Consider the following 17,302-nt stretch of genomic DNA (forward strand, 5'->3'; position numbering starts at 1 on the left):
ATCGGCACCCCGCCAACTGCCTGCGGCGGCACGACGCTTTCGACGCCCGCCGCGCCGAGCATCGGCTCCATGACCTACCGATTCTTCACACCCGCCAAGGCCGTGCACGGCATGACCGCCGAGGTGCACCGTCAGATGCGGCGGGACTTCCTCGGGCCGCTGCCCGCCTTCCAGGCCCTCGCCGCGGCGCCCGAGCTGCTCGCGCCGACGTGGGCGCTGCTGCGGGAGGCGCTGCTCGCGGGCGACACCGACCGGGTCGAGCGCGAGGTGGTGGCGGCAGCGACGTCGCTCGCCAACCGGTGCCGGTTCTGTGTGGACGCCCACGTGACGCTGCTGCACGCGCTCGGCGAGCCGGAGCCGGCCGAGACGATCGCCCGCGGTGATCCGCCGCCCCGGCCGCGGCACGCCGAGCTCGCCCGCTGGGCCGCGGACAGCCGCCGTCCCCGGGCCACGGCGTGGACCGGTGCGCAGGGTCCCGAGCTGACCGGCACGCTGCTGACGTTCCACTTCCTCAACCGCATCGTCTCGGCCCTGCTGACCCCGGACCTGCTGCCGGGCGGGCTGCAGCGCTTCCCGGCCGTGCGGTCGGCGGGCGGGCGCCTCTGCGCGCGGGCAGCCCGCGGAGGCGTGGAGCCGGGACTCGGGCTGTCGCTCGTGCAGCCCGGCGATCCGCCCGCATGGGCCGGGGACAGCCCGGTCGGTCCCGCGTACGGAGCCCTGCGGAACGCCGCCGAGGCGGCCGGCGCGCTGCTGAGCGACGTGGCGCGGCGAACCGTCACGGCCACCGTGCGATGGGAGGACGGGCACCACCCCGACCGGCCCGCCGAGTGGGCCGTCGACCTGGTGCGCGACCTGCCCGCGGCCGACCGGGTCGGCACGCGGATCGCGCTGCTGGCGGCGTTCGCCCCCGCGGCGATCACGCCGGGCGACGTCGCGCTGTGGCGGCTCTCCCACCCGTCCGACGCGGACCTCGTACGCCTGGTCGCGTACGGCGCCTTCGCGGCCACCGACCACGTCTGCCGGGCGCTCGACCCGGCCCTCCGATAGGAGCACGCCATGCGCCGAGCCTTCGTCGTCACCAGCACCGTCCTGCTCGTGGTCTTCGCGCTGCAGTTCGTGTTCGCCGCCGTGGGCGCGTTCACGAGGCCGGCGGGCGAGGACGCGTACGCCCTGCACTCGATCACCGGGATGGCCGTGATCCCCGCCCTCACCCTGCTCACCACGCTCTGCGCCGTGCTCGCGAAGGCGCCCGGACGGCTCGTCGTGCTGACCGTGCTGCCGCTGGGGCTGACCGTGCTGCAGGCGCTGCTCGCCGGGCTGGCGGACGCGTTCACCGACGCGTCGGGCGGCAGCACCACCCTCGGCCTGATCGTCGGCGGCGTGCACGCGGTCAACGGGATCATCGCCGTGCACGTCGTGGTGGCGGTCGTGCGAGGGGCCGGCCGGTGGGCGCAGCCGGCCGCCGCGGACGCGCCCGCCCGCTCGGCGGAACCGGTATGAGCACCGGCTCGTGGCTCGCCGCCGACCTCGTCGTCGCGGTGCTCGCGGCGGCCGGCTGGCTCGGCGCGGGCGCCGCCGCTGCCGCCGGGCGCCGCCGGACCGCGCTCGGCCTGGGCCTGTTCGCGCTGCTCGCCACGGCCGGGCGTACGGTCACCGTCCTCGCGCTCGCCCGGGCCGGATGGTGGTTCGCCGCCGAGAAGGTCGTGATCGCCGCCCCGCTGTGCGCCGCGGCGGTGGTCGTCGCGGTGTGGTCGCGGCGACCGGTGGCCCTGTTTTTCGCCGGGTACGCCGCCGGCGCCGCCGTGCTGGTGACGGTCCTGCACGGGTATCCGGTGTCGGCGGCCACGGGGCTGCTCGCGGTCGCCGGGGTCGCCGCCGCGACCGCGCTCACCTGGCGGCTGCTGGGCCCGCGTCCCTCCCCCGCGGTCGCCCGGGCGACCGTCGTGGTGGCGGTCGCTGCGCTGGTGGCGGGCACCGGGCTCGCGGCCACGGCCGGCGCTGCCCCGCCCGTACGCCACGATCACGGCCCGGTCGCCTCGCCCGCCGTCGGCAAGCCGACCAAGCGCTTCATCCTGACGGCCGCGGTCGACGGCGACACGTGGGCGTTCAACGGTCAGGTGCCCGGCCCCGCCCTGGAGGCCACCGTCGGTGACGTCCTGGAGGTGACGCTGCGCAACCGCGACATCGAACGCGGGGTCACGCTGCACTGGCACGGCTACGACGTGCCGAACAGCCAGGACGGGGTGCCCGGCGTGACCCAGGCGGCGGTGCTGCCCGGGCAGGAGTTCGTCTACCTCTTCGCCGTCGACCAGGCCGGGACGTACTGGTACCACACCCACTCGGCTTCCGACCCGGCCGTCCGCAAGGGTCTGTACGGCGTTCTGGTCGTACGCCCCGGCCCGCCGCGCGGCGTCGACGTCACCCTGCCGGTCCACACCCTCGCCGGCCGGCTGCTGCCCGCACCCGCCACGAGGCCCGTCGCGCCCGGGACACCCGTACGCCTGCGCCTGATCAACACCGACAGCACCACCCACCGGTACGCCCTGGCCGGCGCGCCCTTCCGGGTCGTCGCCATCGACGGCGTCGACCTGCACGGCCCCGCGTCGCTCGCCGGCACGGCCCTGTCGATCCCCGCCGGCGGCCGCTACGACCTTGCCTTCACCGGGGCGGGCGCGCTCTATGTGGACGGCCGTCTGACGTACGCGACCGGCCCCGTGACCGCTGACACCGGCGGGTGGCCCGTGCTGGATCCCCTCACGTACGGCTCCCCTCTTTCCGCGCCCCCGCCCGCGCCCGAACCCGCCCCTCCCGCGTCGTCGCGGGCGCCCGGTCCGGCCTCTCCCCTGCCGCCGCCCGGGTCCGATCTCGCGTTCCCCACGCCGACCGCACCCGACCCGCCCTCACCCACACCGCCGCCGGCGTCGGATTCGCTCTCTGGCCGTGCCGCCACCGCACAGTCGCCCATGCCCGATCCGCTCACGCACGGTGCCGCTTCTCCCGTGCCGTGGTCACGCTTCGACCGCGAGTTCACGCTCGTGCTCGACCGCGGCGCCGACCTGCGCGGCCTGCTCCCCCGCTACGCCCACACCGTCAACGGCGCCGCCGACCCCGACATCCCCGTCCAACAGGTCCGCCGCGGCGAGGTCGTCATGTTCACCATCGTGAACCGCTCACTGACCGTGCACCCATGGCACCTGCACGGACATCACGTTCTGGTGCTCTCCCGCAACGGCCGCCCCGCCACCGGAAGCCCCCTGTGGCTCGACTCGTTCGACGTCCGCCCCGGCGAGGTGTGGAAGGTGGCGTTCCGAGCCGACAACCCCGGCGTGTGGGCCAACCACTGCCACAACCTCCCCCACGCCGACGCCGGCATGATGCTGCACCTCATGTACGTCTGAGAGGCAGCCCCACCCATCGCCTCCCCACGCCATCTCGGGCCGCCACACCTCCGTCGCGCCATCGCCTCCGGCCGCTGCACCCCACCCGCACGATCATCACGAATTCCCACACCCACACCCGGGCGAACGTCTCGCACCCCACTGAGCACCCCGGTCCCACCTCCGCTCCCCCGCTCAGGGGGCAGACGTCTTGCACGCACCACCGCACATCCGCGCGACCGACCCGCAACCGCCCCCCGCGACGCCTCTCCCACCGCTCAGCCCGCAACCGTCCCGCGCCCGCCCCCGCGACGCCTCCCACCGCGCGACCGTCCCGGCACCCGCCACCAATCACCTCCGCGAAGTCCCGCGCCCCACCGCCGCTCAGCCGGGCGAACGCCTGCCATCTCTCAGCGCGTGATCGTCTCGGCCCCTGACGTTCACCCACGTGACGTCTCGCTCCTTGACCCACATCCACGCGATCGTCTTGCGCTTCCGGTCTTCGCCCGCGTGATCGTCTCGCTCCCCCGGTCTGCGCCGCCTGAACGTCTCGCTCGGGTGCCCCGCCCTCGGCGTGATCGGAGCGCCGGGGCAATCCGTTTGCGTGGGTGGGCGCCGCGGCGAGAGGCTTCCGGCCATGGAACCGCCTGAGATGATCAATGCCGGGGAGCTGGTGCTCAAGCGCTGGGAGACGTCGTGGGACGTCGAGGCGCTCGCCGCCATCAAGGAGTCGCTGCCCGAGCTGCGCCTATTTCTGCCGTGGGCGACGGATGCCTACGGCCTCGAGGACTGGCGCGAGTACGTCGCCCGCTCGCGCGAGGACTGGGACGCCGGCACCCAGTTCAACTACGCGATCTTCACGACCGTCGGGGACCTGGTCGGCTCGATCGGACTCATGACACGGATGGGGCCCGGAACGCTCGAGATCGGTTACTGGACCCGCAGCACCGCAGCCCGGCGGGGGTACATGACGGCGGCGGTGAAGGCGATCACCCGCGTCGCGCTCGCGTTGCCGGGCGTCGACCGAGTGGTGATCAGGTACGACGAGGCGAACAAGGCGTCGGCGGCAGTGGCGATCAAGGCGGGCTTCGACGAGGTCGGCCGGGAGGAACGCGATCCGGAGGCCGAGGGCGAGAGCGGGACGACGATCGTGCGCGAACGCCGGGCCTGAGAGATTGACGGACTCCGCTGCGGCGCATAACTTACGAGGAACCTCCGCAACTTACGGGATCGAATCCACTGACGATTCCTCAAAGGAGTTCTTGTGAGAAAAGCAGCCCGTGCCGTGGTGGCCGTCCTCGCCACCACGGCAACCCTTGGTTTCGTGGCGCAACCGGTTGAAGCGACCCCGAAGGACAAGCCGCTTCGCTCGGTAGCGCCGCGAGACTTGCGGATCGGCTCGGCGGTCGCCGGCGGTGGTCACCACGTCGACCAGCCCTATCCCGACCCGTTCACCTACGACCGGCCGTACCGCAGGGTCCTGGCCCGGGAATTCAACTCGGTGTCGCCCGAGAACCAGATGAAGTGGGAGTTCATCCACCCCGAGCGCAACAAGTACAACTTCGGGCCGGCCGACGCGATCGTGCGGTTCGCCCACGAGCACGGCCAGGTCGTCCGCGGCCACACGCTGCTGTGGCACAGCCAGAACCCGGCCTGGCTCAGCGAGGGCACGTTCACCAAGGCGGAGCTCCGCTCGATCCTCAAGAACCACATCTTCACGGTGGTCGGCCGCTACCGCGGCAAGATCCACCAGTGGGACGTGGCGAACGAGATCTTCAACGAGAACGGCGAGTACCGCCAGGAGAACATCTGGATCCGTGAGCTCGGCCCCGGCATCGTCGCGGACGCGTTCCGCTGGGCGCACCAGGCCGACCCCAAGGCGCAGCTGTTCCTCAACGACTACGGCGTCGAGTGGCCCGGGGTCAAGGTCGACGCGTACGAGAACCTGGCCCGTCAGCTGCTCGCCCAGCGCGTGCCGCTGCACGGCTTCGCGTCGCAGGCACACCTGAGCATGCAGTACGGCGCGCCCGACCAGCTGCAGGGCGTCCTGCAGCGCTTCGACGACCTCGGCCTCAAGACCGCGATCACCGAGCTGGACGTGCGCATGACGCTGCCCGAGGGCGGCGTGCCCACCGCCGAGCAGCTGCAGACGCAGGCCTCGTACTACAAGACCGTGCTGGACGCGTGCCTCGCGGTCGACGACTGCAACTCGTTCACGATCTGGGGCTTCACGGACAAGTACTCCTGGGTGCCCGTGTTCTTCCCGACCGAGGGCGCCGCGACCGTGATGTGGGACGACTTCACCAAGAAGCCGGCCTACTACACGATCCGCGACACCCTGGCCCGCGCTCGCCGCTGACCCGCTCGCCCGTCCGGGTCCCCCCGTTCGCGGACCCGGACGGGCGACGCACGTCCACGCCCGAGCAGAGCGCCTCGCGCTGCGCCGTCCGAACGCTCAGCGCTGCTCGTCGAGGACGCGGCGCAGCGTGACGGCGAAGTTGTCGGGGTCGCCGTGCTGGCCGAACTCGCCGCCCAAAAAGCCGGCGTGCCCGCTCGGGAAGTAGACGGGCTCCGAACCGAGGCGGGCGGCCACGGCCAGACCGGCACGGAAGGCCAGCTGGTCCTTCGACTCCTCACCGACGGCGACCACGATGCGGGTGGACGCGGAGCGCAGTGCGGCGAAGTCGGGCTCGTAGTGGGTGCAGGCGACGAGGTTCTGGCCGAGCAGGACGTCGCTGCGGTCGCCGTTGTCCTCGGTGGGCAGGCCGAACTGCTCGGGGCCGGGCGCGGGCTGGTCGAGCCAGCCGGCCGGGATCTCGCCCTTGTGGCTGACGACGAGGATGAAGCGGACCATCGCGGGGCCGACGCCCTCGCGCTGGTAGAGATCGGCGATGCCCTTGGTGGCGACGGACGCCGTCTCGCGGTCGGGGAGCACGGGGATGAGCGGCGGCTCGTGCGCGACCAGCGTCCGTACCTGCTCGGGGTGCGCCGTGACCAGGGCCAACGTGTTCACCGCGCCGCCGCTGGAGGCGAAGATGTCGACCGGGCCGCCGCCGGTCGCGTCGATGACCCGGCTGATGTCGTCGGCGTGCTGCTCGGGGGTCGAGGTGGTCTGCCCGCCGGTGAGCTTGCTGCGGCCGGCGCCGCGCGGGTCGTAGGTGACCACCTTGCGGTCCGGGAAGTGACCCGCGAGGGTGAAGAAGCCGCTCGCGTCCATCGGCGAGCCGAGCAGGAACAGCGTGGGGCCGTCGCCCGGACGGACGTCGTAGGTGATCTCGGCGCCGTCGGTGGTGAGGGTGTGCGTCTCGATGCTCATTGCGGGCTGCCCTTTCGTCTGTGGTGCCGGTAGGACCGGTGCCGCGGCCGGAACTCATCGGCGCCGCCGCAACGAATTCTCGTGGCTCGGCCGCCGGTGCGGCACCGACTTCGGTACTGGTCCGGCACCCGTCTTCGGTAGGGGCCCGGCATCGGCCGAAAGTCGCAGAAACTGCCCCCGCATTCCGGGCCCTCTGCAGGATGCGCCCGACCGCTACCATCCGGGATCCTCGATCACCACAAGCGAAACGGGAGGATCACGATGACCATCGAGGATGACCGGCCGGCGCGGCGGCGGGTGGTGCTGACCGGCATCAGCTCGCGGGCGTGGGAGCATCCGGCCGACCGGGGAGCGCTGACCGCGCTGCGGGAGCTGCGTGGCTTCGACGACGTGGTGCGCGGCCTGTTCGGCATGTGGAACGAGCGGGGGTTCCGCCTGTCGTACCTGGCCGGCGCGATCCGGGTCGACCACCGGCAATATCCCCGGGTGCACGGGCTGTTCGCCGAGGCCGCGGAGTCGCTCGACGTGACGGACCGCCCCGAGGTGTACGTCAACCAGTCGCCGTTCATCACCAGCAAGGCGATCGGCATGGACCGGCCGTTCATCGTGGTGAGCACCGGAGCGGTCGAGAAACTGGACGACGAGGAGCTGCGTACGCTGCTCGGCCGCGAGATCGGCCACGTGCGCAGCGGTCACGCCGTCTACCAGACGATCATGACGCTGCTGACCCGGTGGGTCACGAACGTCAGCTGGCTGCCGGTCGGCGCGATCGCGCTGCGGGCGATCATCGCGGCGATGTACGAGTGGTGGCGCAAGGCCGAGCTCTCCGCCGACCGGGCGGGGCTGCTGGCCGCGCAGGACCCGGCGGCGTCGCTGCGGTTGTTCATGAAGCTGGCCGGCGGCGGCGACCTGTCGCAGATCGACACCGCGGCGTTCCTCGAGCAGGCCGCCGAGTACGAGGGCGGCGGCGACCTGCGCGACAGCATCCACAAGATCGGCATGACCGCGTTCAGCGGCGAGCCGGTGCCGGTGGCGCGCGCCGCGGAGCTGCAGAAGTGGGTCGACTCCGGCGAGTACACGCGGATCCTCGGCGGCGACTACCCGCGTCGCGACGACGACCGCGACGCGTCGGTGACCGCGGACGTCAAGGCGGCGGCCGCCAGCTACCGGGACGCGTTCCGCGAGTCGCCCGATCCGCTCGTCACGTTCGCCCGCAAGGCCGCGGGCGGCGCGGCCGACCTGATCGGCTCGGCTGCCCGCGGCGCGCGCGGCTGGGCGAACGGGCGCGGCTCGAACGGGGACGGCGCCTGATCTTCCGGTGGCGGCGCGGGTATCGAGGCCGCGCCGCCACCGGAACGCACCGGGCCGCGGCGCCGACAGCCGGCAGCGCGGTCGGGCGGCAGCGCGGTCGGGCGGCAGCGCCATCACGCGGGGGGCGCGGTCAGTCGGCACGCCGTCACGCGGCCGCGCGGCCAGTCGGCGGCGCGGTCAGGCAGCGGCGTCGTGGGCGGCCATCGTGTCCTGGCGGGTGGGCTCCTCGCGGAGGATCGCCGCGTTCAGCCACTCGTCCGGGATGGCGAACGCGTCGACCAGCGTGGTCAGGTGCGGGCGCAGCTGGCGCAGGAGCTCGTTCACCTTGGCGGTGACCGCCTTCGAGCGCGCGGGGGTGATGCGCTGGTGTTCGAGGTACCAGCCCTTGTGGGACTCGATGGTGCTCAGCGCGTACAGGTCGCAGACCTTGGACAGCAGCGCCTTGGCCTCGTCGTCGGCCGTGCGGTCGATGCCCGCGACGAAGGCCTCGAGAACGATCCGGTCGATGTGCGCGCCGGCCGTCTCGAGCACGTGGTCCTGCACGTCGTTGAAGATGTCGAACTGCCGGTCCCGCTTCTGCGACGCGCCCTTGCGCAGCCGCCGGACCGCGCCGTCGAGCAGGTGCTTCTCGCGGTCCTCGAACAGCGCCAGGTGCCAGCCGCGGTGGGTGAGCGCGACCTCCTCGTCGCGGCCGGGCACCGCGTCGATCAGCCGCTGGATCAGGCCCCGGGCGGCCGTACGTTCGAGCACCATCGAGCGGACCTGGTCGGCGACGAACGTGGCGCGGCCCCAGCCGTCCAGCGAGCCGAACGCGTCGCGGTAGCCGGTGAGCAGGCCCTTCGCGACGAGCTGCAGCAGCACGGTGTTGTCGCCCTCGAAGGTCGTGAACACGTCGGTGTCGGCCTTGAGCCCGGGCAGCCTGTTCTCGGCCAGGTAGCCGGCGCCGCCGCACGCCTCGCGGCACGCCTGGATCGCGCGCGTCGCGTGCCACGTCTGCGCCGCCTTGAGACCGGCGGCGCGCGACTCGAGCTCGCGCTGCCGGTGCTCGTCGACCGGCCCGTCGGCGGTCTGCACCTCGTGCAGCGTGGCGACCAGCTCGTCCTGCGCGAAGTGCAGCGCGTACGCGTCGGCCAGGTGGGTGACCAGGATGCGCTGGTGTGCCAGGTAGTCGTTCAGGGTGACCTCACGGTCCTCGCCGGGCGCGGTGAACTGCCGGCGCGACTCGCCGTAGCGGACGGCGATGGTCAGCGCGCTCTTGGCGGCGTTCGCGGCGGACCCGCCGACCACGACGCGGCCGCGCACGAGCGTGCCCAGCATCGTGAAGAAGCGGCGCACGTCGTTGTCGATCGAGCTGGTGTACGTGCCGTCCGGCGCGACCTGGCCGTACCGGTCGAGCAGCATCTCGCGCGGCACGCTCACGTGGTCGAACGAGAGCCGGCCGTTGTCCACGCCGAGCAGGCCGGCCTTGTGCCCGTCGTCGCCGATCGTCACGCCCGGCAACGGGTTGCCCCGGTCGTCGCGGATCGGGACCAGCCACGCGTGCACGCCGTAACGCCTGCCGCCGGTGATCAGCTGCGCGAAGACGACCGCCATCCGGCCGTCGCGGGCGGCGTTGCCGATGTAGTCCTTGCGGGCGGCCTCGTGCGGCGTGTGCAGGTCGAAGGTGCCCGAGGACGGGTCGTACGTGCAGGTCGTGCGCAGCTGCTGCACGTCGGAGCCGTGACCGGTCTCGGTCATCGCGAAGCAGCCGAGCAGGTCGGCCGAGATGATGTCGCGCAGGTAGCGGTCGTGGTGGTACTTCGTGCCGAGCGCGGTCACGGCCCCGCCGAACAGGCCCCACTGCACGCCGGCCTTCACCATCAGCGACAGGTCGATCTGCGCGAGCATCTCGGCCGCCACCACCGAGCCGCCCGGGTCGGCCTGGCCGCCGTACTCCACGGGGAAGCCCGCCGCGACGCCCGGATCGGACGGCAGCGCGCGCAGCAGCCGCGTCACCCGCTCGCGTGCCTCGTCGATCGTCTCGCCGGGCACCGCGACGAACGCGTCGCCGGCGAGCTCGGCCCGCGCAGCCTTGCGGACGTGCGCCCACCGGCCGTCCAGCACTTCTTGAAGCCGTGAGCTCAGCATGTCGCCTCCACCACCGTTGTTACTGGCGAGTAGCAACTCTACCCCGCCCCGGTTGCGATCACCGGCGAAGCCCGCCACGGACCAGCTCGAGGCCGAGCGATCGAGAGAGCCGGAGCGCCGCGCTCACGGAGTAATCGGGTGAGGCGGCTGGCGCTGTGCCCGATGGGTGATGGGTGCGAGGTGGAGGCGCTGCGCTCACCGGGGGGCTCGGCGAGAGGCAGAGCAACGTCTCCGCTCCGATCGGTGATCGGGCGCCATGGGCACGGCCGGCTTGGACGAGGCGAGAGGCGGAAACCGTCCCGCGGGGCGATGCTTCACGCTCCGCAGGTGGCCGGGCGACAGAAGCCGGGAGGCGCCTCGCCTGCGAGGGATGGCCGGGTCGGAGAACGGGCGAGACACACCGCCGAGGGGTGCTGCGGCGAGGGGCTTTACGGGCGGAAGACGAGGCGCCTCTTCGAGGGCGGGGAGGTGGCGGCGCACCGCGCTCTGAAGCGTGGGCGAGGGAGGCAGGGCGGAGCGCCGCGCTCTGAAGAGTGGGCGAGGGAGGCCGGGCGGGGCGCCGCCGCTTGGGGCGTGGGCGAGGGAGGCAGGGCGGGGCGCTCTGAGGAGTGGGCGAGAGAGGCAGGGCGGGCGACGGTCAGGGGGCCACGGGGCGGGAGAGGTTCGTGACGATGCGGTCGATCTCGGTGAGGGCGTAGGCGGCCAGGCGGTGTTGGGCCTCTCGGGCCTTGGGGTCGGTCTCCTCCAGGTCGCCGAGGACGACGATGTTCTCGTCGTTGAGGGTGGCTGCGGGGGCGGTGTAGTTGAAGCTGCCCACGATGACGAGCTGCTCGTCGATCACCATGAGCTTGTGGTGGACCTTGCGGACGCCGTTGCGGGGGGTGTTCTCGAAAAGCTGGGCGCCCCGGGTGCGCAGCGGGACCGTCGCGGCCCAGGCCTGGCTGCCCTGGGCGCGGTCGAGGACGCCGCGCACCGGGATGCCGGCCTTGAGCAGCCAGAACATGGTGTCGTCGATGCCCGAGGACTGGGCGAAGGTGAACATCGCGAAGTCGACACGGTGCTGCGCCTTGAGCATCTGCTTCATGATTTCCATCTCGGGGCCCTGGTGCGGCGCGAAGACGGGCTTGACGCGGATGCCGCCGAGGCGGAACTCGCGGGGCTTGGACTCGCGGCGTTCGCGCAGCTCGCCGAACGTGCCGCTGCGCAGCCGCTCGAACTCGCGCAGATAGAGCCCGGCGGCGGTCTGGCCGTGCAGCACGAGCACGTGGTTGAGGTTGTTGCCGCCGGCGTTCTTGCCGGTGTCGGTGAGCGTGAAGTTCGCCGAGCCGGTCAGCACGGCGGCGGTGGGCGCGCCCGGGTCCCGCACGATGAACTTCTGATGGAAGATCTTCGGGTTCAGGTCGGTGACGAGGTCGACGCCGGCCCGCAGCAGCGCGGCGTGGATGACCCGGTTGTGCTCGTTGTCGCCGGCGAGGCTCCACGGGTCGGCGACCGGCGGGTCCTCGACGAGGTAGTCGCCCTCGAGGACGATCTGCACGCCGACCTTGCGCGCCTTGGCCGCGAGCACCGCCTCGGCGATCGCGCGCGAGTCGAGCTCCTGCACGGCGATCAGCAACGTGTCGGTGGCGCCGGCGATGAACTCGCGGATCACCACGTCGAGGTCGTCGGGCCCGCCGAGCACGGCCGGCCCCGCGTAGAGCTCCACACTGCCCAGGTCCACACCCATGCGGCCAGTGTGGGGCCCCGCGGCGGCCCGCGGTGTCACCCGTCCGACGAAGCGCTCTCCCAGTCGAGCTGGTGCTCGGGCACACCGGCCGCGCGCCCGTGGGCGACGGCCGCCGCGTGCGTCTCCCGATCGCCCGGCGCGTAGCGGAACACCTTGCCGGCGAAGACGACCACGCGGTCGTCGCCGTCGACGAAGTCGGCATACCAGCCGCCGACGGGCTCGAGGGCGTCGGCCAGCGCGGCGGCGATCGCGTCGGCGTCGTCGGCCTCGAAGTCGATGATCGTCCAGACGCGGGGCTGGCCGGGGCCTGCGGAGTCGCCCTGGTCGACCCGGAACACCTTGACGATGCGGGTGCCCGGCGGGGCGAACTCGGCGCCCACGCGCAGCCCGTCGGCGATCATCCGCCCGTGCACGGCCATCAGGCGACCAGCGCCCAGCTGTCGTGGCGGCTGCGCGGGGATTCGTACAGCTCCTCGACCACGCTGCGTGCCCAGCGCATGCGCGGAGCGGCACACTCGGGATGGTCGCCGTACTCCCCCGCGACGTCGGCGGCGCAGCCGCGAACACCGCTGTGCGCGCGCACCGCGGTGCGGATCGCCTCGTCGACGACGGCCCGGGTGGGCCGGCTGCCGGTGGACAGACCACTCGTGAACAGGGCTTCCGCGCGGGCGGCGGTCAGGATGGCGGTGGCGGTCATGAGGATCTCCTCCTTCGTTGGCGCTCTCGGTGGTAGGACTGCGGTCGCGTTCCGGACTCATCGCACAAGCTAGCCCGGGGGTACGACATTTTCTGCGACGCGGTTGCGTTGGGTATTCGTCGCCCCGGGCCGCCCGGACGGGATCGGCGTGCGTCTGTATGATCCACGCGCCGCGAACCACGGGGGGAACGATGTCGCGCAGGGTCAGGATCGGTGCCGGGGTGCTCGGCACAGCCGCAGCGGGGACGCTGGTGCTGGTCGCGCTGCCGGCCGACGCCGCGACGGGCGGGCGCGCGGCCGTCGTCGGATCGGGCGTCGTGCAGTACCAGGCCGCGCAGGGCCGGGTGAACGGCGTCGTGGTCACGCGCTCGGGCAGCACGGTCACGATCGACGACCGCACCGCGATCACGCCGGGCGCCGGCTGCAAGGCGGTCGACTCCACGACCGTCCGGTGCGCCACCGCCCGGCCCACCTGGGTGCGCCTCTACCTCTACGACGGCAACGACGTCGTGGTCAACAAGACCGACCTGCCGATGTCGGCCGACGGCGGCAGCGGCGCCGACAAGCTCACCGGCGGCCCGAAGGCCGACATCCTCAAGGGCGGCGAGGGCAACGACGCCATCTGGGGGCTCGGCGGCAACGACGGCGTGGAGGCGCTGGGCGGCAACGACCGCGTCTCCGGCGGCGACGGCAACGACGCCATCGAGGACGGCGACGGCAACGACGTCATCCTCGGCGGCAACGGCGACGACAGCTTCACCGTGACCGGCGGCAACGACACCGTCGACGGCGGGCCGGGAGACGATTCCTTCACGCCGATGGAGGTGTACGGGCCCGACCCGGCCGACCGCATCCCGGACGCCGACCGCTACCTCGGCGGTCCCGGCGCCGACTCCATCGGCTACGACTACTACGCCGCCGCCGTGCGCCTGGACCCGGACGGCGTGACCGGCGACGACGGCAAGCCCGGCGAGCACGACACGATCAGCTCCGACATCGAGAGCATCACCGGTGGCGAGGGCGCCGACTGGATCTCCGGTGGTCCCCGCGGGGAGTACCTGGGCGGCGGCGGCGGCAACGACGCCATCCACGGCAACGGCGGGAACGACCAGCTGAGCGGCAACGCCGGCAAGGACGCGCTCTCCGGTGGCGCCGGCGACGACCAGCTCTTCGGGGACGACCACGGCGCCTGGGCGGACCGCCTGGACGCCGGCGCGGGCAACGACCTGTGCACGGCGGGCCGCGGCGACGTCACGGCCGGCTGCGAGCGCACCGACCCTGAAATCCCCTGACCTGCGCCGACGTATCGTTTCCCGGTGACCTTGGGAACCCGTACGGCCAGGATCGTCACCGAGGTCTTCGCACCCGGCGTCCTGGTGGGCCTGCTGCTGCTCGTCGTGGGCCTGCACGCCGGTAGCTGGTGGGGCGCGCCGGCGGCGCTGTTCACGGCGGGCCTTCCCATGGCGTACGTCCTCAGGGGTGTCCGCCGCGGCGAGCTGACCGACCACCACATCCCCGAGCGGGAGCACCGCAGAGGCCCGCTGATCTTCGGCATGGTGTGCGTGGCGATCGGCACGACGGCGCTGCTCGTGCTGGGCGCGCCTCGCGAGTTGCTGGCACTGCTCGCGGCCGGCATCGCGGGACTGGTCGTCTTCGCGCTCGTCACGGCGTACTGGAAGATGTCGATCCACGCCGGGGTGGCTGCCGGGACCGTGGTGGTGCTGATCGTCGTCTACGGGCCGGTGGCGCTCGCGGGCGTGCCCCTCGTGCCGTTGATCTGCTGGTCGCGGGTCGCGCTGCGGGCGCACACCGTCGCGCAGGTCGTCGCGGGCACGCTGGCCGGGGCCCTCATCGCGGGAACGGTCTTCCCGCTGCTGCGATGAGGGCCCGTACGGCTCAGTCGCCCTTGACGTTCACGATCTGGCGCAGCGTGTGCCGCACCTCGACCAGGTCGCCGGCGTCCTGCATCACCACGTCGATCGGCTTGTAGGCGCCCGGGATCTCGTCGAGGAACGCGTCGGTGTCGCGGTACTCGATGCCCTTCATCGCCTCCCGCAGCTGCTCCCGGGTGAAGGTCTTGCGCGCCTTCGACCGTGACAGTTGCCGGCCCGCGCCGTGCGGCGACGAGTTGAGCGCCACCGGGTTGCCCTTGCCGACCACGACGTACGAGGCGTCGCCCATCGACCCCGGGATGAGCCCCGGCCGGCCCTTCTCCGCGTTGATCGCGCCCTTGCGGGACAGCCACACCTGCTTGCCGAAGTGGGTCTCCTGCTCGGTGTAGTTGTGGTGGCACTGCACCCGCTCGAGCTCGCGCACCTCGCCGCCGACGTACTGCGCGAAGCAGTCCACGACCCGGTCCATCATCTCGTCGCGGTTGGCCAGCGCGAAGTCCTGCGCCCAGCGCAGCTGCCGGATGTACGTCCAGAACTCGTCGGTGCCCTCGGCGAGGTACGCGAGGTCCGGGTCGGGCAGGTCGAGGTACCAGCGCTTCGCCGCCTCCTGCGCCACCCTGATGTGGTACGAGGCGATCTTGTTGCCGACGCCGCGCGAGCCCGAGTGCAGGAACAGCCACACCTGCCCCTTCTCGTCGGCGGTGACCTCGATGAAGTGGTTGCCCGAGCCCAGCGTGCCCAGCTGCAGCTCCCAGTTGCCCGCGTAGCGGCCCGGGTCGAAACCGGCCTTCTCCGCCTTGACCTTGAGCTCCTCGACCCGGGTACGCGCCGTGGCGGTGACGCGGGTGTTGTAGGAGCCCGCGCTGAGCGGGACCGCCCGCTCGATCGACGTGCGCAGCTCGGCCAGGTTCGGCTTGAGCTCGTCGCGGTGGTACTGCGTGCGGACGGCCGCCATGCCGCAGCCGATGTCGACGCCCACGGCCGCCGGGATGATCGCGGCCACAGTCGGGATCACCGACCCGACCGTGGCGCCCTTGCCGAGGTGGGCGTCGGGCATCAGGGCGATGTGCGGGTGGATGAAGGGCAGCCGCGACGCCTTCTCGGCCTGCTCGCGGGTCCCCGATTCGAGCAGGCTCGCCCAGTTCAGCAGTCGCTCGTTGATCTTCTCCATCGCACTCCACTCCTTCCCGTGTCCGGCCTCTGTCCGGCTCCGTCACGCTAGCCGTACAAGATCGCGACTGCCTTCGAATTAACGGTGTCCCCTGAAACCGGGCGGTCCTCCCGCGGGTGTTGCAATGTGACGACACCGGGAGGGGGCGGGGCGGCCGACCACGGCGGCTTCGAGGAGTTCTACGGCGGGACCCGACATAGGCTCGTCACTTATCTGTACGCCATGACGGGCGACCGGGCCGAGGCACAGGACGCTGCGCAGGAGGCGTACGTGCGCGCCTGGCAGCGCTGGTCGGCAGTGTCGGCGTACGACGATCCCGAGGCGTGGCTGCGGACGGTCGCGTACCGCCTGTGCGTGAACCACTGGCGCAAGGCCAGGAACCGGTTCCGGGCCCATCTGAGGCACGGCGCCGGTCCCGACGTGGCGCCGCCGCACCCCGACACCGTCGCGTTGATCGCCGCGCTCAAGCAGCTGTCCGTGGGGGAACGCCAGGCGATCACCCTGCACCACCTGATGGACCTGCCCGTCGCCGAGGTGGCGGAGCAGACCGGGGTGCCGGTCAACACGGTCAAGACGCGGCTGGCCCGCGGTCGCCGGGCGTTGGCCGGCCTGCTCGACGAGGAGTACCACCATGCCTGATCCGGCTTTCCGCAAGCTGTTCACCGAGACCGAGACGACCCTCTGGGCCTCGACGGAGCAGGTCGGCAGCCGCGCACGCCGCCGGACCGCCCGTCAGGTCGCCGCGGTGGCCGGGATCGTCGGGGTCGGGCTGGTGTCCGGCGGCGTCGCGGTCGCCCGGGTCACCGCCGGGCCGCCGCAGACCCCGGCTCCCGCTCCGGCGGCAACGGCGCCCGCGCCGCCGCCCCGGTTGCCCTGGTCCACGCCGACCGCGGCTCCCCTGCCGGGCCGGTCCTCCGGCCCGTCCGCGCCCGCGAGGATCCCGGGGGTGATCCACAAACCCGTCCCGGACGGCGGCTCGCTGGTGCCGCTGCTGGAGCCCGCCGACGCCGGACCCGGGTACGTGAGCGACTCGTCCGGGGCCGCCGGGGACTGGGGCTTCGAGGTCGCCGCGTCGGCGCTGGGCTGCGCGCAGGGCTTCCGGCCGGACACGCTCCTGGAGGCGACTCAGGCGCTGCGCAAGGGACGGTCTTCGGTGCTGCAGCGCACCAGCCGCTTCACCGCCGGGGGCGCGGCCGCCTACCTGGACGGCGTACGGCAGCGGGTGGCGGCGTGCGAGCCCGCGCCCGGCCGGTCCGTGCGTGTCGCGAGCCGGGACTTCGCCGGCGACGAGTCGCTGCTGGTGGTCTTCCGCTCCGGCGACCGCCGCCCGACGCGGCTCGTGCTGGTGAGCTCGGGCGACGTGCTGACCGAGATTTCCGCCCCGGAGCTGCCGGAGGAGGGGATCCGGGAGCTGGGCGGCAAGGCGGCCGCCCGGATGTAGGTACGCCTCACGCGCTGCCGGGCGAGCCGTCGTCCCAGTATCCGGGGGTGGGGTCGTCGCTCGCGTGGCCGCCGCCGGTCTCGTCGGCGCGACGCCCGGCACGGCGATCCTCGACCACGGACCGCACACCGGTGACGACGAGGACGACGACGACCGCGGCGGACACGACGAACCCCAGCACCTGGATAGCGGGCATCATGGCGGCAGCGTAGACGAGTCGGCCCCGCCCTTCCGCCCCGCGAGG

The 17,302-nt window shown here is 72.7% G+C and carries 17 protein-coding genes; 10 read left to right on the forward strand and 7 right to left on the reverse strand.

The annotated features are described in order from the left end of the window. The first annotated feature begins 69 nt into the window (after nt 1-69). From ACSNN8_RS28350 to ACSNN8_RS28370, 5 genes are all read left to right on the forward strand, one after another. A complete protein-coding gene (locus ACSNN8_RS28350; protein WP_436652763.1) occupies nt 70-1,047 on the forward strand; it encodes a carboxymuconolactone decarboxylase family protein in 978 nt (325 codons plus the stop codon). A 9-nt stretch (nt 1,048-1,056) separates the two neighbouring features. Beyond that, a complete protein-coding gene (locus tag ACSNN8_RS28355) occupies nt 1,057-1,500 on the forward strand; it encodes a DUF6220 domain-containing protein (RefSeq protein WP_436652765.1) in 444 nt (147 codons plus the stop codon). Continuing rightward, nucleotides 1,497-3,398, forward strand: coding sequence for a multicopper oxidase family protein (locus ACSNN8_RS28360; RefSeq protein ID WP_436652767.1), 1,902 nt, complete (start codon nt 1,497-1,499; stop codon nt 3,396-3,398). The genes ACSNN8_RS28355 and ACSNN8_RS28360 overlap by 4 nt, the downstream gene beginning before the upstream one ends. A gap of 616 nt (nt 3,399-4,014) precedes the next feature. Further along, on the forward strand, nt 4,015-4,548 hold the full coding sequence (locus ACSNN8_RS28365; protein WP_436652768.1) for a GNAT family N-acetyltransferase: 534 nt from the start codon (nt 4,015-4,017) through the stop codon (nt 4,546-4,548). Nucleotides 4,549-4,764: 216 nt separating this feature from the next. After that, nucleotides 4,765-5,736, forward strand: coding sequence for an endo-1,4-beta-xylanase (locus ACSNN8_RS28370; RefSeq protein ID WP_436652769.1), 972 nt, complete (start codon nt 4,765-4,767; stop codon nt 5,734-5,736). Between the two features lie 96 nt (nt 5,737-5,832). On the opposite strand, the gene ACSNN8_RS28375 is transcribed toward ACSNN8_RS28370, so the two are convergent. Further along, a complete protein-coding gene (locus ACSNN8_RS28375) occupies nt 5,833-6,693 on the reverse strand; it encodes an alpha/beta fold hydrolase (RefSeq protein WP_436652771.1) in 861 nt (286 codons plus the stop codon). A gap of 261 nt (nt 6,694-6,954) precedes the next feature. On the opposite strand from ACSNN8_RS28375, the gene ACSNN8_RS28380 reads away from it, so the two are divergent. Continuing rightward, nucleotides 6,955-8,004, forward strand: coding sequence for a M48 family metallopeptidase (locus ACSNN8_RS28380; protein WP_436652772.1), 1,050 nt, complete (start codon nt 6,955-6,957; stop codon nt 8,002-8,004). Between the two features lie 177 nt (nt 8,005-8,181). On the opposite strand, the gene ACSNN8_RS28385 is transcribed toward ACSNN8_RS28380, so the two are convergent. The 4 genes from ACSNN8_RS28385 to ACSNN8_RS28400 form a co-directional block, all read right to left on the reverse strand. Further along, the gene (locus ACSNN8_RS28385; RefSeq protein ID WP_436652774.1) at nt 8,182-10,131 is read right to left on the reverse strand and encodes an acyl-CoA dehydrogenase family protein; all 1,950 of its coding nucleotides are present in this window, start codon (nt 10,129-10,131) and stop codon (nt 8,182-8,184) included. Nucleotides 10,132-10,768: 637 nt separating this feature from the next. After that, nucleotides 10,769-11,857 carry a phospholipase D-like domain-containing protein gene (locus ACSNN8_RS28390; RefSeq protein ID WP_436652776.1) on the reverse strand — a complete coding sequence of 363 codons (1,089 nt, stop codon included), beginning with the start codon at nt 11,855-11,857 and terminating at the stop codon, nt 10,769-10,771. Between the two features lie 35 nt (nt 11,858-11,892). Continuing rightward, nucleotides 11,893-12,276, reverse strand: a complete 384-nt coding sequence (locus tag ACSNN8_RS28395) for a hypothetical protein (RefSeq protein ID WP_436652778.1) — start codon at nt 12,274-12,276, stop codon at nt 11,893-11,895. Continuing rightward, on the reverse strand, nt 12,276-12,554 hold the full coding sequence (locus ACSNN8_RS28400; RefSeq protein WP_436652779.1) for a hypothetical protein: 279 nt from the start codon (nt 12,552-12,554) through the stop codon (nt 12,276-12,278). Before ACSNN8_RS28400 ends, ACSNN8_RS28395 begins: the two co-directional genes overlap by 1 nt. A 221-nt stretch (nt 12,555-12,775) precedes the next feature. Between ACSNN8_RS28400 and ACSNN8_RS28405 the strand changes: the two genes are divergently transcribed. Further along, nucleotides 12,776-13,846, forward strand: coding sequence for a calcium-binding protein (locus ACSNN8_RS28405; RefSeq protein WP_436652781.1), 1,071 nt, complete (start codon nt 12,776-12,778; stop codon nt 13,844-13,846). Nucleotides 13,847-13,870: 24 nt separating this feature from the next. Beyond that, nucleotides 13,871-14,437 carry a phosphoesterase PA-phosphatase gene (locus ACSNN8_RS28410; protein WP_436652783.1) on the forward strand — a complete coding sequence of 189 codons (567 nt, stop codon included), beginning with the start codon at nt 13,871-13,873 and terminating at the stop codon, nt 14,435-14,437. A gap of 13 nt (nt 14,438-14,450) precedes the next feature. Here ACSNN8_RS28410 and ACSNN8_RS28415 read toward each other — a convergent pair whose 3' ends face one another. Then, nucleotides 14,451-15,617 carry an RtcB family protein gene (locus ACSNN8_RS28415; RefSeq protein ID WP_436652784.1) on the reverse strand — a complete coding sequence of 389 codons (1,167 nt, stop codon included), beginning with the start codon at nt 15,615-15,617 and terminating at the stop codon, nt 14,451-14,453. 126 nt (nt 15,618-15,743) lie between these two features. On the opposite strand from ACSNN8_RS28415, the gene ACSNN8_RS28420 reads away from it, so the two are divergent. Both ACSNN8_RS28420 and ACSNN8_RS28425 read left to right on the forward strand, forming a co-directional pair. Beyond that, a complete protein-coding gene (locus tag ACSNN8_RS28420; protein WP_436652785.1) occupies nt 15,744-16,256 on the forward strand; it encodes a sigma factor-like helix-turn-helix DNA-binding protein in 513 nt (170 codons plus the stop codon). Continuing rightward, on the forward strand, nt 16,249-17,058 hold the full coding sequence (locus ACSNN8_RS28425) for a hypothetical protein (protein ID WP_436652787.1): 810 nt from the start codon (nt 16,249-16,251) through the stop codon (nt 17,056-17,058). The genes ACSNN8_RS28420 and ACSNN8_RS28425 overlap by 8 nt, the downstream gene beginning before the upstream one ends. 7 nt (nt 17,059-17,065) lie before the next feature. On the opposite strand, the gene ACSNN8_RS28430 is transcribed toward ACSNN8_RS28425, so the two are convergent. Further along, a complete protein-coding gene (locus ACSNN8_RS28430) occupies nt 17,066-17,257 on the reverse strand; it encodes a hypothetical protein (protein WP_436652788.1) in 192 nt (63 codons plus the stop codon). Nucleotides 17,258-17,302 lie beyond the last annotated feature (45 nt).

Source organism: Actinoplanes sp. URMC 104, from assembly GCF_051386375.1.
Taxonomy (GTDB): Bacteria; Actinomycetota; Actinomycetes; order Mycobacteriales; family Micromonosporaceae; genus Actinoplanes.

What these genes read in the sequence shown, in the direction of transcription:
- ACSNN8_RS28425 (WP_436652787.1), top strand. Translation starts at nt 16,249, where the DNA reads ATGCCTGATCCGGCTTTCCGCAAGCTGTTCACCGAGACCGAGACGACC.
- ACSNN8_RS28355 (WP_436652765.1), top strand. Translation starts at nt 1,057, where the DNA reads ATGCGCCGAGCCTTCGTCGTCACCAGCACCGTCCTGCTCGTGGTCTTC.
- ACSNN8_RS28415 (WP_436652784.1), bottom strand. Translation starts at nt 15,617, where the DNA reads ATGGAGAAGATCAACGAGCGACTGCTGAACTGGGCGAGCCTGCTCGAA.
- ACSNN8_RS28390 (WP_436652776.1), bottom strand. Translation starts at nt 11,857, where the DNA reads ATGGGTGTGGACCTGGGCAGTGTGGAGCTCTACGCGGGGCCGGCCGTG.
- ACSNN8_RS28350 (WP_436652763.1), top strand. Translation starts at nt 70, where the DNA reads ATGACCTACCGATTCTTCACACCCGCCAAGGCCGTGCACGGCATGACC.
- ACSNN8_RS28400 (WP_436652779.1), bottom strand. Translation starts at nt 12,554, where the DNA reads ATGACCGCCACCGCCATCCTGACCGCCGCCCGCGCGGAAGCCCTGTTC.
- ACSNN8_RS28375 (WP_436652771.1), bottom strand. Translation starts at nt 6,693, where the DNA reads ATGAGCATCGAGACGCACACCCTCACCACCGACGGCGCCGAGATCACC.
- ACSNN8_RS28430 (WP_436652788.1), bottom strand. Translation starts at nt 17,257, where the DNA reads ATGATGCCCGCTATCCAGGTGCTGGGGTTCGTCGTGTCCGCCGCGGTC.
- ACSNN8_RS28395 (WP_436652778.1), bottom strand. Translation starts at nt 12,276, where the DNA reads ATGGCCGTGCACGGGCGGATGATCGCCGACGGGCTGCGCGTGGGCGCC.
- ACSNN8_RS28360 (WP_436652767.1), top strand. Translation starts at nt 1,497, where the DNA reads ATGAGCACCGGCTCGTGGCTCGCCGCCGACCTCGTCGTCGCGGTGCTC.
- ACSNN8_RS28385 (WP_436652774.1), bottom strand. Translation starts at nt 10,131, where the DNA reads ATGCTGAGCTCACGGCTTCAAGAAGTGCTGGACGGCCGGTGGGCGCAC.
- ACSNN8_RS28365 (WP_436652768.1), top strand. Translation starts at nt 4,015, where the DNA reads ATGGAACCGCCTGAGATGATCAATGCCGGGGAGCTGGTGCTCAAGCGC.
- ACSNN8_RS28380 (WP_436652772.1), top strand. Translation starts at nt 6,955, where the DNA reads ATGACCATCGAGGATGACCGGCCGGCGCGGCGGCGGGTGGTGCTGACC.